Origin of the sequence: Lacinutrix sp. (assembly GCF_037625555.1) — a bacterium.
Classification (GTDB): domain Bacteria; phylum Bacteroidota; class Bacteroidia; order Flavobacteriales; family Flavobacteriaceae; genus Lacinutrix.
The window spans coordinates 42302-57702 of the sequence record NZ_JASJHV010000082.1 but is presented as its reverse complement, the minus strand read 5'-3'; the positions used below and the strand labels follow the sequence as shown (position 1 = coordinate 57702).

General features: G+C 30.8%; 12 protein-coding genes. 4 read left to right on the top strand and 8 right to left on the bottom strand.

Annotated elements, in window-relative coordinates; genetic code table 11:
- The 3 genes from QNK89_RS07315 to QNK89_RS07305 form a co-directional block, all read left to right on the top strand.
- Positions 1–1223: MFS transporter (locus QNK89_RS07315; protein ID WP_340170366.1), on the top strand; the 1223-nt coding region annotated here is incomplete at its 5' end.
- A gap of 70 nt (positions 1224–1293) precedes the next feature.
- On the top strand, positions 1294–1728 hold the full coding sequence (locus tag QNK89_RS07310; RefSeq protein ID WP_340170365.1) for a hypothetical protein: 435 nt from the start codon (positions 1294–1296) through the stop codon (positions 1726–1728).
- 60 nt (positions 1729–1788) lie between these two features.
- A complete protein-coding gene (locus tag QNK89_RS07305) occupies positions 1789–1953 on the top strand; it encodes a peptidoglycan-binding domain-containing protein (protein ID WP_340170367.1) in 165 nt (54 codons plus the stop codon).
- Here QNK89_RS07305 and QNK89_RS07300 read toward each other — a convergent pair.
- The 3 genes from QNK89_RS07300 to QNK89_RS07290 all read right to left on the bottom strand — a co-directional run bounded on the left by QNK89_RS07300 (position 1950) and on the right by QNK89_RS07290 (position 4805).
- On the bottom strand, positions 1950–2702 hold the full coding sequence (locus QNK89_RS07300; protein ID WP_340170364.1) for a UDP-2,3-diacylglucosamine diphosphatase: 753 nt from the start codon (positions 2700–2702) through the stop codon (positions 1950–1952). The two genes, QNK89_RS07305 and QNK89_RS07300, sit on opposite strands and share 4 nt — an antisense overlap.
- 187 nt (positions 2703–2889) lie before the next feature.
- Positions 2890–3342: a 6-carboxytetrahydropterin synthase gene (locus QNK89_RS07295; RefSeq protein ID WP_340170363.1), complete on the bottom strand. Its 453-nt coding sequence runs from the start codon at positions 3340–3342 to the stop codon at positions 2890–2892.
- 128 nt (positions 3343–3470) lie between these two features.
- Positions 3471–4805 (bottom strand): MATE family efflux transporter, encoded by a 1335-nt coding sequence (locus tag QNK89_RS07290; RefSeq protein ID WP_340170362.1) that lies wholly within the window; start codon positions 4803–4805, stop codon positions 3471–3473.
- A 90-nt stretch (positions 4806–4895) separates the two neighbouring features.
- Between QNK89_RS07290 and QNK89_RS07285 the strand changes: the two genes are divergently transcribed.
- On the top strand, positions 4896–5693 hold the full coding sequence (locus QNK89_RS07285; RefSeq protein WP_340170361.1) for a universal stress protein: 798 nt from the start codon (positions 4896–4898) through the stop codon (positions 5691–5693).
- On the opposite strand, the gene QNK89_RS07280 is transcribed toward QNK89_RS07285, so the two are convergent.
- The 5 genes from QNK89_RS07280 to QNK89_RS07260 form a co-directional block, all read right to left on the bottom strand.
- Positions 5677–6522: an alpha/beta hydrolase gene (locus tag QNK89_RS07280; RefSeq protein WP_340170360.1), complete on the bottom strand. Its 846-nt coding sequence runs from the start codon at positions 6520–6522 to the stop codon at positions 5677–5679. The genes QNK89_RS07285 and QNK89_RS07280 overlap by 17 nt on opposite strands.
- Positions 6519–9275: a PD-(D/E)XK nuclease family protein gene (locus tag QNK89_RS07275; protein WP_340170359.1), complete on the bottom strand. Its 2757-nt coding sequence runs from the start codon at positions 9273–9275 to the stop codon at positions 6519–6521. Before QNK89_RS07275 ends, QNK89_RS07280 begins: the two co-directional genes overlap by 4 nt.
- A gap of 165 nt (positions 9276–9440) precedes the next feature.
- Positions 9441–10871 (bottom strand): OmpA family protein, encoded by a 1431-nt coding sequence (locus QNK89_RS07270; RefSeq protein ID WP_340170358.1) that lies wholly within the window; start codon positions 10869–10871, stop codon positions 9441–9443.
- A 121-nt stretch (positions 10872–10992) separates the two neighbouring features.
- Positions 10993–12189: a glycine C-acetyltransferase gene (gene kbl / locus QNK89_RS07265; RefSeq protein ID WP_340170357.1), complete on the bottom strand. Its 1197-nt coding sequence runs from the start codon at positions 12187–12189 to the stop codon at positions 10993–10995.
- Between the two features lie 39 nt (positions 12190–12228).
- The gene (locus QNK89_RS07260; protein WP_340170356.1) at positions 12229–15384 is read right to left on the bottom strand and encodes a UvrD-helicase domain-containing protein; all 3156 of its coding nucleotides are present in this window, start codon (positions 15382–15384) and stop codon (positions 12229–12231) included.
- Positions 15385–15401: the final 17 nt, after the last annotated feature.

Here is a 15401-nt window from a genome sequence, read left to right as displayed (position 1 = left end):
AAGAATTTAATATTTTTTTATTCATGCGTTTTTTATTGGTTTTTGCTTGGTCTATGCAATTTATAGTTATAGAATGGCAAGTGTATGCACTTACAAAAAGTCCTTTAGCACTAGGAATAATTGGCTTAATGGAGTTTTTACCTGCCTTTATTATGGCATTATTTGCTGGACATATTGTAGACCAAAAAGAAAAACGAAATCTACTAGCGCTTTGTATTACAGTATTTTCTTTAATTAGTTTTGGTCTTTTTTGGTTAGCATCAGATCAAATTATCGAAACATTCTCAACCAAAACTATTCTATACTCTACTTACGCATTAGTTTTTTTAGGTGGTATTCTTCGTTCCTTTTTTGGTCCAGTACTTTTTTCTCTTGTAGCCTTAATTGTACCAAGAAAAATTTATCCTAATGCTGCAACCTGGAGTAGTAGTATGTGGCAAATGGCTCGTGTTTTAGGTGTTGGATTTGCTGGTTTTTCTATTGCATGGATTGGTGTACAATGGTCTTTGTGTATTGTTTTTAGTTTAGTAATACTGTCTATATTTGTTGTTTTTCTAATAAAAAAGAAGCCTATTTTAAATCCTAAAATAGGAGAACCTATACTGCAAAGTTTAACCGAAGGCCTTAGTTTTGTTTTTAAAAGCAAAGCTATTTTAGGAGCTTTAACATTAGATATGGTGTCGGTTTTATTTGGAGGAGCAGTAGCGCTTTTAGCCGTTTTTGCAGAAGATATTTTAAAAGTTGGACCACGTGGTTTTGGTATTTTAGTTGCTGCACCTTCAGTTGGTGCTTTTTTAACGATGTTAGTAATTACTTATATTCCAATAAGTAAAAATGCAGGAATAAAATTACTAGCTGCTATTTTTGGGTTTGGTGTTTGTATTATTACATTTGGGTTATCATCTACATTCTGGGTTTCGGTAGTGGCATTGTTTTTTAGTGGTGTAACAGATGGTGTGTCTATGGTAATTAGGCAAACCATTCTTCAACTTAAAACACCAGATAATATGCGTGGTCGCGTCTCTTCAGTTAACTCTATGTTTGTTGGATCTTCTAACGAGCTTGGTGCTTTTGAAAGTGGTGTTACGGCTAAATTAATGGGAACAGCAACTGCTGTTGTATTTGGTGGCACCATGACTTTAATAACTGTAATAACCACAGCAATTGTCTCTCCTAGTTTTAGAAAGCTAGATTTAACAAAAGACTTTGAAGCTAACGATTAATTAATTACCTCTAAAATTCTCTGATCTTTACTACTAGTCTAAGTGCTAAATCAACCAATACAAGTAACTAATGAAAAAAATATTACTCTTTATTCTTGCAGTTATAGTTCTAATGTTTGCCTATTCAGAATACAAAGAACACCAACGTTTTCATCCCAATAATGCAAATATTCCAGTTTCTAATACTATAGATCTAAATTACCACAATCCAGAAATTGTTTCTAATTATTATAACGCTTTAGAAGCTGCAAACAATTTTATGCAAATGCAATGGAGTGCTAACCAAATAGACGTTAGAAGTCCTGAAAAAGTTAATGAAGAAACTACTTATGCTGTTTTAGAGTATGGAAAGAAAGTAGCAATTATAAACTTATACAAAGCTATTTTAGAGCGTTCTAAAGGGCTTAAAGCAGACGGATTAACTAACGATGACATTAAGATTTTTGAAACCAAAGGTCTTTCTATAGAAGATTATAAGAAAGTAGAACTTGCATTAAAACAATAAGGAGTTAATATTAAAAATGATGCCAAAACAGGCACTTTACCCTAAGCAAATAGCCCATTTATTTTTGAACTACAGAAGCTGTTGGTTAAAAAAGGATACTCAATTCCTGTAGATGGTGTTTATGAGAGTATTACTTCTGAAGCTTTGAAAAGCTTTGAGAAAAAAAACAATCTGTATCCAGACGGGAAAATTGATATTATGACTTTAAAGGCATTACTAGATTAGTATTTTTTTAACTCCATGGTGTCTCCATTAAAAACGCCATAAGTATAGTAACCAACCCAATCGCCTAGATTTATATATCTTGAAGTGTCGTTTAGTTTGATGTCTAAAGGTAAATGTCTGTGTCCAAACACAAAATAATCGCGATGCTTAGTTTCTAATTTACGTTTACAATATTGTGCTAACCACTCGTTATCTTCGCCTAAAAATTTAGCATCGTCGTCTCCAGAGATTAATTTATTTTTCACAGAAAGGTACTGTGCAATACGTACACCAAAATCTGGATGTATCCAGCGATATAACCATTTAAAAAACGGATTGGTAAAAATCTTTTTCATACGCTTATAACCTTTATCTCCTGGACCTAAACCATCTCCATGGCCAATAAAAAAAGTGGTATTATTAAACGTGTATTCTTGTGGTTTGTGAAAAACAGGAATGTTTAACTCCTCTTCAAAATAACCATTCATCCATAAATCGTGATTCCCAACAAAGTAATAAATTGGGATTCCAGAGTCACTAATTTCTGCCAGTTTGCCTAGTGTTCTTGTAAAGCCTTTTGGAACTACGGTTTTATATTCCATCCACATATCGAACAAATCGCCTAAGAGGAAAATTGCTGCTGCATCTTCTTTTACTTCATCTAACCAAGCAACAAATTTTTGTTCGCGAGGAAAGGACTGCTCTTTTGTTGGAGCACCCAAATGATTATCTGAAGCGAAATAAATTTTCTTTCCTTTTGGAATTTGCATGTTGTAAATATAACCAATTCCTACAAAGGTAGGAACCTCTTAATAAATAGTAGCTTGTCTTTTTCTTTGAACTTAAACTTAATAGATAAGTGCGTTTAGGATTGCAACGGCATCCTTTTTTTGCTACCATAAATGGCAAAAAAAGATATAGTGGAAAGCCTGACCTTTAGGTAACGCTCAAAACATCTTAACTATTCTCGGATGCGTACCACTCTGCATAGGAACTTTCTGTTTCTTGAAGTTTTAGAGAATGTAATGCTATGTTTTCTGGCAAACGCTTTTTAATTTTTTTTGCAAAATCTATTACCATCATTTCACTTGTTGGTTGATAATCTACCAATAACACATTGTGTCCTCGGTCTTCAAGTTCTTTGGCTAATTCTACATGTGGTGTATTTTTATTGAATACTGTTGCATGGTCGAACACATTAACAATTTCTTCTTTTACAATTTTTTTTAAATCTGAAAAATCTATTACCATTCCAAATTTTACATTTGTGTTGTCTGAAATTGGTTTTCCAAAAACGGTTACAGAAAGTTTATAACTGTGTCCATGTACATTTTTACATTTTCCATCGTAACCATATAGTGCGTGGCCTGTTTCGAAAGAGAATAGTTTTGTAATACGAATGTTTCCCATTATCTACGGTTTTTGTACCTGTTATATAAATAAATTATAACAATAACAAAGGCTAGAATTGCAAAAAAGCCACTGCCTCCTAAAAAATTTAATATTTCCATATATTTATAATACTTAAAACACCAAAGTTAATTCTTTTGTGATAGTGGTGAAAATTCTTTTCTAAATTTTATTATTAATGGCAAACCTCTTGCTATAATCCAGAATGTAAGCGCTATAAAAATTCCTGTTAATTTTAAATTGTTTTTATCGAGTAAATATAATATTGGTAAAAAAATAACAAACGTAGAGAATAGGAGAAGGTTTCTAAGATCTTTCATTTTACCTAATCCTTTAAACATGCCATCAAAAATAAAGGCTAAAGCGCAAATTGGCTGCATGGCTAATACAATCCAAAATACTTTATAAAATTGTTCTAAAACTTCTGGGTCTTTTGTGAAGACATGACCTAAAGGATAATAAACTATAAAGCCTAAAACAGCTATTACTAACCCAATAATTACTCCATATTTAATTAATTTATTGCTTAAGGTTAAGAGCTTATTGTATTCTTTACCTCCTAATAACTTACCAGATAAAATATTGCCTGCACTTGCATATCCATCTATTAAAAAAGCACCTAAAAACCATAAATTTATTGCAATGGTATAAGCTGCAATGTATTCTTTACCATAGCTAGTTGCATATCTTGTTGCAAAGTATAAAGTAACATTTAAAGCTAATGTTCTTATAATTAAATTACCAATCATTAATAAAAAACGCTTAATTTCTTTATTAAAAGGAAAACTTATTAATAACGGAATATCTGTTTTTTTAAGCATAAAGTAGGCTGAAAGTAACGCCATTAAAAATTGTGCAATAACACTTGCATAAGCTGCACCTTGAATATGCATTGCTGGAATAATATCTGTAATACCATATACTAAAACAAAATCTAAAACAATATTAACTAAAGCGCCAATAATAGCTATAACCATTGGGTAATAAGTATTCTGGAGACCTCTAAACACACCAAAAACTGCAATTGTAAATAATGTGAATGGAAAACCAAAAACTCGAATTCTATAGTAAGAAACCGAGTAGTCTAAAATAATATCTGAGGCATTATATAATTTAAATATAGACTCTGCAAAAGGATAAGTACCAATAATAATTAATATACTTAAAGAAGTGATTATAAAAATTGCTTGAGCTGGAAGATTTTTAACCTTATCTAATTTGTTCGCTCCTAAGTACTGTGAAACAATAGAAGAAATGGAACTTCTAGTTTGACCAAAAACCCAAATTAGCATTGATAGAAAAACAGAAACAATACCAACAGCAGCTAGAGATTCTGTAGCATTAAAATCTACATTTCTAACAATGGCAGTATCTGTTAACGATAATATTGGCTCCGATACACCAGATATAAGCGCAGGAATTGCTAATTTGTTTATATGTTTTAAGCTAATATTTGTGCTCAAGATGAATTTAGTGTTTGGAGAATACGAAGGTCGGAAGATTTAGTATAAAAACTGTACTTTTGTAGTCTAAATACTCTTAATAGTTATATTATGAAAAATATTTTAGTTCCTGTTGGGTCGTCTAAAAATGCTAAAAATCACTTGCAATATGCTGTAGATTTTGCTAGAGCAACTGGTGCAAAACTCTACGTTGTTCAAGTATACAATGTTTATACAAAAGCGGGAACAATGATAAAGGTCGATCATATTATAGAAAGAGAAAGTAAAGCTTTTTTAGAGCATCATGTGTCTCAAATTGAACATAAAGGTGTAGAAGTTGTTACTAAAACTTTTAAAGGAAAGTTAGTTAACACTATAGATTTAGTTTGTAAGGCTTTTGATATCGATTTAATAATTCTAGAACCAAGAACAAATTCTATAAAAGACGAGGTGTATTTAGGTAAAACTTCTGGTAAGATTATTAAACGAACTAATATACCTGCGCTAATAATACCTGAATGCTATGTGTTCAGGCCAATTAATTCTATTTTATTGGCATTAAAATCTGCAATTATAAAAAAAGAGGAGGCCTTAAAAACCTTAAAAATGGTTAAAGACGATTTTGACTCGGTTGTAAACTTATTATTAGTTAAAACACCTTTTTATAACGATGGGGATTGTGATGTTAATGCAGAATTAGGTGCTATTGTAACTAATATAACTAAAAGCGAGAATGCTACTACATATCATGGTGTTTTAGAACATTACAAAATTACTAGTCCTGATTTACTTTGTGTAGTGAGGCGCAAACGTGGTTTTTTTGGAAAGCTTTGGGAAAAGAATGTGGTTTTAAAAAAAGATTTCCATATTTCTCAATTTCCTGTTTTAGTACTTAGTGGCTTAAAATAAACTTAATACTATTTTTCACAACAGTGTCAAGAGCTAAAGGTATCTCTTTTTCTAACCAAGGATGTTTTGCATTAAAGACATGATCACTATTCTCTACTGGTAATAACAATGAGTTTTTATTCCAGAGATGAAGATTCTCTGCTTCATTATATTTAACCGATGGGTCTTCTTTGGCGTGAATAATTAAAAATGGAATGCTAAGTTTTTTTGCTGAATATTCTATATCTAAGCGTGATTGATTTGTTATAAAATTTTCATGGAATTGATAATTATGTGGCATCTGCTGCTTAGTTCTTCCGTTTAAAACAAACTTAACACCATCCTTTTTCCATTCCTCTAAATCACCTATAGTTGCTGTGCGTTTTGCAAAATCACAAACACTAGCCCAAGTTATTAACCTTTTTACTCTAGAGTCTTCTGAAGCTCTTAAAATAGCTATTCCTCCACCTCGAGAATGCCCAATTACAGTTATATTATTAAAATCTATCTCTGCGCTAAAGTTATTGTTCTCCATTAAAAAATAATTTATAACAGAATCTAAATCGTTTAATTCCTTTGTGTAATTGTTTTCGGCAAAGGCTTCTAAATCTGGAAAATCTATTGGGTTTTCTATATTACCTCCATTATGGGAAAAATTAAATTTTACAAAAAACAGATTCGCTTCTTTAAAAGCTTCTGCAACCAGATCCCAACTTCCCCAATCTTTAAAACCTTTATAACCATGACAGAAAATAACTAAAGGTTTTTGTTTTTCTGTTTTATTATAAAAGACATCAAAAACTATAGATTTAGACTGTTTTTGAGTTAAAACTAAGTTTTTTTGAATCATTTTATCTCTTTTTCTATAAAATTAATTTTTGGATTACAAATTTCAATAATTAGCTTTTTAAGTTCTTGATAGTAATCATCTAAAGTCTCTGTTGTAATTAAATTATCTTTGCTTCCTCCACGAACTTGATCTCTTTTAGTAAATTTTAAAAACCCTGACTGTAAATTTTTAAAGGAAATAATACCAGCCTCTATTGGAAAATTAAGTGGCTTTTCTTTATTCATCATATAAGCATAAGCCAATATTTGAAAGCTTTTACTGTATTTTTTATAATCGCTTGTTAAGTCTTCCCAATCTATAATTGAAACTTCATTATCAAGGACTTTACCTGTTTTATAATCTATAATTCGAGTAATACCATTGTATTCATCTACGCGATCTACGGTTCCTTTTAAATTAACTTCAAAATCTAATTCAGATATATTTAATGGTATTTCTGCTTTTTGTTCTAAAGCCAATATTTTAATAGTATTCCCTTGTTTTAAATCTTGAATTTCTAGTTTTAAAAAATTCTCTACATAACGTTTTGCTATTTCATAAATAATAAGGTTTTTACCTTTAGTCATGTCTCCATCTGCATAAGCTTTAAGGAAGAATTGCGATGTTTTAGAATCTATTAGAGGTTTCATTTTATCAATATCTCCTATTTTTAACACCTTACCAATATAGGGTAAATATAAAGCCTCTAAAGTATCATGAACTACTGTACCCATGGTATTAGCTGCTACAGTTTCTTCTACGTCTTCAAGGTCTTTTATTCCTAATAATTTTTGATAGTAAAAATCTAAAGGATTTCTAACATAACTAGTTAAAGATGAAGGAGAGAAACCTTTTTTAGCAAGCTCTTTTAATTGTTTTATTACAGGCTCAGTTTTAGTAATTTCCTTTAAACTCGTTTCAAAATTTGGTACAATAGGCGTTATAATAGTATGTTTAATAGTATGAATTTTTTCTAATTCTAATTGATTAATAAAGCGGCTTTTTTCGCCACCAGTTAATACATCTGCTTCGGTATTGTATAAAATATATATATTTTTTGCACGCTGTAATAATCTATAAAAATGATACGTATATACGGCATCTTTTTCTTTATAAGTTGGAAGGTTATTCTCTATTTTAACATCAAAAGGAATAAAAGAATTGTTGCTTTTTCCTGAAGGCAGAACACCTTCGTTTACACTTGATATAATTACTGTTTCAAAATCTAAAACTCTAGATTCTAACATTCCCATAACTTGTAAACCTTGTAAAGGTTCGCCTTGAAAATCTAGTGTTTCAGATGTTAGAAGCTCCTTATAAATACTAAAAAGAGCAGATATATCGTTAATATGACTATAGTCATCATTTAATCTTAAAAGCTCATTAAATAGCTTATTAAAACGAAACAAATACTCCAAAGACAACATGTTCTCTTTTTTGTTTAATGATAAAAAGTCTTTTATTGAATCTATTATTTTAAAACAAGTTTCTAGGGCAAACATAGCATTGTTTTGCCAATTACTAAAAACCAATTCTAATATTGGGTTAGTGCTTTTAGAGTAAGTTTTTAAATCTGTAAGCGATAAATAGACTAGGTTATTTTTTTTAATAGTATCAATAAGTTCTGTAGCGTAATTTATATTATCTACGTTAAATAATGGTCTTATGTATTGATGAGATAATAAACCAATAATGTCTTTATAGTAATATGTATCTGCAGATTTTTTATGTATAGCAAAAAGCTGTTCAAAAAGTGATGCTAATGTAATAGAGCTTAAGGGAAATCCCATTGTAATGTTTAACATATTAATTTCTGAAGGAATAGAATTTAATACTGGGATTAATAAGTTTTCGTCACCAAGAACAACTGCGGTACTTTTAAAGTCTGGTTTTTCTTTTGCAATCTCTTTTAATAGTGAACCAATAGTTTTTGCTTGACCTATATTTTTAGGCACACCAAAAACTTCTATATTTTTATCTTTTGTATAGTTATTTGTAATCCAATTAAAAGGATTAGTGTTAAAATACTTCCAATTAACTTTATGTTGTCTTGTAAACAATCCTGCGTCATGAATTGAGTTTTCTATAAACACCTCATCAATATCCCAAAACACCTCAGCATAATCATTATTTAAGAACTCTTGAATTATTGTTTCTTCAGCAGAATTTAGAGCATTAAATCCTAAAAAAATATGTTTTTGAGTGTTGGTGGCACAGTAGTTTTGAATGTTTTCTACGGCTTCTCTATAAATTAAACCTTGATAGCCTGTTTTTTTTTCTATTAAAGTTGTGGAGAAATGGTGATAATAAAGTTTAAGTTTCTCCCAGAATTTAAGGTAATTCTTTACAACACTAGTTTTATTGTCTTCCAAAGACCAATGATCAAGGGTTTTAATTGCGCTTAAGTAATCAAAAATATTTTCTTGATCTATAAGGTAGCGATCAATTTCATTAAAGTCTTGAAGTAAAATTTGAGCCCATTTAGAGAAGGTTTCAAATGGTTCTTGTTCTTTTTTAGGAGTGAGTTCTAAGTACGTGTTATAAAACTCAAATAACAACTCTGTATTAGAAATTGGTTTTAGTTGTGCTAATTCCTCTACAAATTCTTCTATACTAATAATAGTAGGAGAGAATATTGTTTTTTTAACAACAGCAGATAGTTCTTGTCTTAAAAATACTCCTGCTCTTTTACTAGGTAAAATAAAACAAAGGCTAGAAAAATCTTCACCTTTGTCCTTAAGGTTCTCTAATACCTCTAAAATGAAAGATTTCATACCTGTATTATTTTTATAGTTTTAATAATTACTTGCTATTTAACATTAACCCATCTTCTGGTTAAGATATTTAAACGCTTTAGTTTATTTATTATTATATAAAAATAAAAAACGCTTCGGTAAACCGAAGCGTTTTTAAAAACTTATTTAAAAGTATTGATAAACTTATTTTTTAAGTTTAATCTCTGTACGTCTATTGTTAACTCTACCCTTTCTTGTAGCATTAGAATCTACTGGGTAATCTTCACCAAAACCGTAAGCAGTTAATCTAGCTTTAGAAATACCGTTAGCAACTAAATGATCTCTAACGGCGTTAGCTCTTCTTTCAGATAATAACTGGTTAGATGATTTTGCACCTACACTATCAGTATGACCTTCAATTGTAAAGTTAGAATCTGGGTATTCTTTTAAGATAGCTGTAATGTTAGCTAAAACTTCTTCTGTTTGCTTCTTGAAATTTGACTTTCCAGAATCAAATAAGATTGTTCTTGCATAGCTATTTAATTGATCTATTACTTTTTGAGTTGGTTGAACAACAACTTCAGGACAACCTTTGTTTGCTACTGTTCCTACTACTTTAGGACAATCATCATCTTTGTCTAATACACCATCACCATCAGTATCTGGCCATGGGCAACCCATGTTTGCTGCAGGACCTGCTACACTAGGACATTTATCTTTAGCATCGGCTACTCCATCACCATCAGCATCAGGACAACCGTTTAAAGACTTAAGACCTTTAACAGTAGGACAATCATCGCTTCCATCTACAACTCCGTCACCATCAGTATCAGGACAACCGTTAAACTCAGCTAAACCAGCTTCGTTAGGACAAGAATCTTTAGAATCTTCTATTCCATCACCATCAGTATCAGGACAACCGTTGAAAGCTTCTAAACCAGGAACTTCTGGACAAGCATCATTCTTATCAAATATACCATCACCATCAGTATCAGTTCCTCCAAATCTTACAGTAAATCCTGCAGTATGTTGGAAATGAGAATCTAAATACTCTTCAAATGCGTGCTTATATCTAGACTCAACAGATAAACCAATGTTTTCTGAGAACCAGTATGTTAAACCTAAAGAACCATTTAAAGTTCCAGCACCATTGTTATTGTTTCCGCTAGCAAAATTATTGTTATAAGGGCCTTCTTCAACCCAAGTATAACCACCACCAACACCTACTGTTGGATCTATTTTTTTGCTTTTAATTAATTCAGCAAAGTGGTATCTTACATTAGCATCAAGAGCGTAGTAGTTTAAATCTGCAACACGTACATTAGGTACAGCATTACCGAATTGACCATACTTTTCTATTTTGTTCATAGACCCTGAAGCCTGTAAAGAAAAGTTTTCTCCCATATACTTAGATACAGAAATGTTAGATAAAGATGGTAAAATATTCCAGTGGTCTTTTGCATTAAAAAACTCATCAAAGTACTCTCCTTGTGGTGCGCTCTCTCCAACTGGGAAGAAATCTACCGCGTTTATCCCAAAGCCTATAGCCCAAGGATGGTCTTCGTTTTGTGCATTCACATTACTAAAACTTACAACAAGTACTAGAGTGAATAATAATCTGCTAAGATTTTTCATATTCAAAAAATTTAATTTTTAAGTGTTAATTAATGACAAAAATAAGTTGTTAAACATTATTAACAAAGATAAATATATAAAAATATTGATTATTGTGAAAAAATATTAAACCTTAAATTTTTTATTTAATAATTTCAAGCTTTTTTCCAACCTCTATAAAGGCTTGTATCGCCTTGTTTAACTGAGTTTGGTCGTGTGCAGCAGAAAGCTGAACTCTTATTCTTGCTTTCCCTTTAGGAACGACCGGAAAAAAGAAGCCAATAACGTAAATTCCTTCTTTTAGCAACATATTTGCCATTGTTTGAGATAATTTAGCATCATATAGCATTACTGGAACAATTGCAGAGTCTCCATCAATAATATCGAAACCAGCAGATTTCATTCCTTTTTTAAAGTAGTTTGTATTGTATTCTAGCTTATCTCTTAATGATGTATCGTTCTTTAACATATCGAAAACCTTAATAGATGCGCCTACAATAGCTGGTGCTAGAGAATTTGAAAACAAATACGGTCTAGATCGTTGACGTAATATATCAATTACTTCTTTTTTGGCAGTTGTGTATCCTCCCATTGCTCCACCCATTGCTTTACCAAGTGTTCCTGTAATAATATCTACACGTCCTAAAACACCTTTCTCTTCAAGAGTACCAATTCCTGTTTTTCCTATAAAGCCAGTTGCATGACATTCATCAATCATAACTAAGGCGTCATACTTATCTGCTAAATCACATATTTTATCTAATGGTGCAACAAGTCCATCCATTGAGAACACTCCATCTGTAACAATTATTTTATGTCTTGCTCCATTTTTATTGGCATCTATTAACTGTTGCTCTAAATCTGCCATATCGTTATTCTGGTAACGGTATCGAGCTGCCTTACATAAGCGTACACCATCTATAATTGAGGCGTGATTTAAAGAATCTGATATTATTGCATCTTCTTTTCCTAATAAAGGTTCAAAAACGCCTCCATTTGCATCGAAAGCTGCTGCATATAATATGGTGTCTTCTGTGCCATAAAAATCTGCTATTTTTTGCTCCAGTTCTTTATGTATATCTTGTGTTCCACATATAAAACGTACAGAACTCATTCCAAAACCATGAGTGTCCATTGCATCTTTTGCAGCTTGAATTACTTCTGGATGAGATGATAAGCCTAAATAATTATTAGCGCAAAAGTTTAAAACAGTCTCACCTGTGTTTAGAGTAATTTCTGCTCCTTGTGGAGATGTTATTATACGCTCTTCTTTATAAAGACCATTATTCTTAATATCTTGTATCTCTTGTTGTAAATGTTCTTGAATTTTACCGTACATGTTTTTTTATTAATTGTTTAATGCAAATTTATAAAACTATTAATTATATGTTTTAATTGTTATGTGTTTATTAATGTATAGTAGCAACTTTTTAGTTACTTTAAAGTTCATTTCTTCTAAAACATCTTGATAATGTTGTAATTGATGTTGGTATTTAGGGTTGTGAAGTCCTGTTTTGTAATCTATAATTACAACTTCGTTTTTATTATTTATAACTAATCTATCTGGCCTGAATATTTTTCCTGTTTTAGAAATGATATCACGTTCATTATAAATGATATTGTTTTCAAAAAAAAACGGCTTTAAATCTGGATGGTTTATAATTTCTATAATTGATGTTCTTAAAGCTTTAGCTTGGGCTTTATTTATTATTCCAGAGGTTTCAAAATCGTCTATAGCAAAATCGACATCGCTCTCAACTTTTATATGCTCCATAATATCATGCACTAAGTTTCCTTTTTCTAATGCATCTTCTTGTTTAGTGTCCCACAAATAGCCTGAATTTGCTATAACCGTAATATTATGATCTTCTTTTGCTGTAGAGATAAACTCTTGTTGCTCTATAGTTTTAATTCTTTGTTCTTCTTTTTCTGATTCTGGTTTTTCTGGCGCTCCAAAACTATGTATAGATTCTGTATTACTCCAAAGACTTGCTTTCATTAAATAATCTATTAATAAACCAGAATACGATTTTAAATTCACCTCTCCTTTTTTATTAATATCTCGCTTACCTATTATATAAAGTTGTTCTACAGGACGAGTTAATGCAACATACAACAGGTTAATACTATCGAGCTCTAATTCTGCTTGATGTTTAGCATAAATAGCGTTGCCTTGTGCTCCATAATTTTCGAAAGCACTTCCATAATTTAACAAAGCATATTTAAAACCATTATTGTTTTCTGGATCTAAAGTATACCATTCCTTTGGCTCTATATCTTCATATATATTGATGTCTGAATAAGGGAAAATAACAAGCGGAAACTCCAATCCTTTAGATTTATGGATTGTCATTATTTGTATAGCATCCTGTTCTTGAGGAGATACTATACTTAACTTTCCTTTTTTAGTGTCAAAAAATGCTAGGAAAGCATTTAAATCTGAAATATGCTTTTGTGAGTATTCTAAAACCGTGTCTAAGTAAAACTGAACATAAGCGTTTGAGTGTTCTATTAATTTAAAAGTTCTAACTACTGTTTCTGCTAGATCAAACAAGCCTTGTTGTACTAGCTGATTTGGGTTAATAGTTATATTGAAAGCTTCAAAGCTTTTAAAAAAGAATTCAAGATCAAGAAAAACATGATTTTTAAAAAAAGTGTGTTTATCTTTAACGTTATACTTATCTGCTAAAAAATCAAGAATATTAACTTTACATTCTGTATCGTTTGGGTTAACCAAAACCGTAAGTACATTATTTATAAACTGTACTTCTGGTGCATTGTTAATAAGCATCGTTTCACTAGATGTAATTTTTATGTTTTTACTACTTAAAGATTGGGCAATTGCTATACCGTGTTTCTTTTTTCTAACTAAAATACAAATGTCTTTTAGTGCATAACCCTTTTTTTGGCAATTGATTATCGTCTCAAGAACATGCTGCGTATAAACCTCATCTTTATTATCATTCTCTTCAAAATCTATAAGATTAATATTTACATAACCTTCAATATTTTTTGATGGTTTTTGGTATGAATGCTCGTAAAGGTTTGCATAATCTGCATTACTAAAAGTTTGTGTAGAAAGATGCTTAAAAAAAGCATTATTAAACGTTACAATTGCTTCAAGGCTTCTATAATTAGACTCTAAGTTTTTAACATTTTGTTCTACGTAAAATGGTTTTGCCGTTTTATTAAACAATTCCATAAACTGTTCTGCTTTTCCTCCTCGCCAACGGTAAATAGCTTGCTTAGCATCACCTACAATCATGGCTGTACCTTTTTCTGCTTTTAAGTTTTCTCCAGATAATGTGTTTTCTACCAAAGGAATTAAATTTTCCCATTGCATTTGCGAGGTGTCTTGAAACTCATCTATAAAATAATGCTTAAATTTTTCTCCCATACGCTCGTATATAAATGGCGTTGGTTGGTTTTTAATTTTGTTACTTATAATAGCGTTAAACTCGCTAATAAGCATCTTGTTCTCTTCGGTTATAATAGCAATTAACTCCTTGTTAATAAAGGTTAAAACAGATAAAGGTGTAAGGTTTTTGTAAATAGCAATTAACAATTTGTGCTTCAAAATAACAGCTTTACTTACATTAAAAGCTGTAGCTATTTGCGGCTGTATCGCTTCAATACTTTTTGCTTTATCTCCAGAAACACGTTTTGGATTCAAGGTTCTAGTTTCTATGTCATCTTGCCATTTTGCAATAAAATCTACATAAAAGTTACCGCTAGCTATTTTTTCAAAATGCTTAGGTAAATAACCTCCAGAAAAATCACTAAAAACTATACCATTAGATTCTATTAAATTAAAAAAAGTTTGTGCTACTTCTACAACTTGTTTCTCTAAATTATTGATTTCTAAAAGTAAATGCTTTTTAAAACCACTAAAATCCTCAAGTGTTTTGTTATTTAAAGATTTTACAAATTCTAAATCGCTTTCTTTTGTGAGTAACTTAGCAATACTATTAAAATCTCTTGCTACGTCCCAACTTTTATCATCGTCTGCTTTCTCTAAAGCAAAGTCTACTAATACTTTTGTTAATGCTACATTGGTTCCTGCTTTTGCTATTAAGCGATCTACAGCTTCGTTTAGTAAAGATTCCGTATCTAATTCTACTTCAAAATTAATAGATAGTTGTAAATCATGAGCAAAAGTTCTAATTAATCTGTGGTTAAATCCATCTATGGTAGAGATATCGAAAGCTGCATAATTATGCATAATAGTGTTTAAAATATCATTAGATTTTTTTTGAAGAACCTCAGGCTTAATCTTTAGGTCTCGAACAATCTCTATAAACATAGGATGCGGATTCTCTAATTTTTTAACTTCAGCAAAATCCGTTAGCATCTCTAAAATACGTGCTTTCATTTCTGCAACAGCTTTATTTGTAAACGTAATTGCAAGAATGTTTTTAAATTGATAATTGCCTGAAGCCAAAAATAAAATTTTTAAATACTCTTTAACCAATGTAAAGGTTTTACCGCTACCTGCAGATGCATTATAAACTTGAAATGAAGAGTTAGACAACATCTTTATAAATTTGAGTA

Coding starts and splice junctions, on each gene's coding strand:
- QNK89_RS07310 (WP_340170365.1), top strand. CDS start 1,294: ATGAAAAAAATATTACTCTTTATTCTTGCAGTTATAGTTCTAATGTTT.
- QNK89_RS07300 (WP_340170364.1), bottom strand. CDS start 2,702: ATGCAAATTCCAAAAGGAAAGAAAATTTATTTCGCTTCAGATAATCAT.
- QNK89_RS07295 (WP_340170363.1), bottom strand. CDS start 3,342: ATGGGAAACATTCGTATTACAAAACTATTCTCTTTCGAAACAGGCCAC.
- QNK89_RS07285 (WP_340170361.1), top strand. CDS start 4,896: ATGAAAAATATTTTAGTTCCTGTTGGGTCGTCTAAAAATGCTAAAAAT.
- QNK89_RS07280 (WP_340170360.1), bottom strand. CDS start 6,522: ATGATTCAAAAAAACTTAGTTTTAACTCAAAAACAGTCTAAATCTATA.
- QNK89_RS07275 (WP_340170359.1), bottom strand. CDS start 9,275: ATGAAATCTTTCATTTTAGAGGTATTAGAGAACCTTAAGGACAAAGGT.
- QNK89_RS07270 (WP_340170358.1), bottom strand. CDS start 10,871: ATGAAAAATCTTAGCAGATTATTATTCACTCTAGTACTTGTTGTAAGT.
- kbl (WP_340170357.1), bottom strand. CDS start 12,189: ATGTACGGTAAAATTCAAGAACATTTACAACAAGAGATACAAGATATT.
- QNK89_RS07260 (WP_340170356.1), bottom strand. CDS start 15,384: ATGTTGTCTAACTCTTCATTTCAAGTTTATAATGCATCTGCAGGTAGC.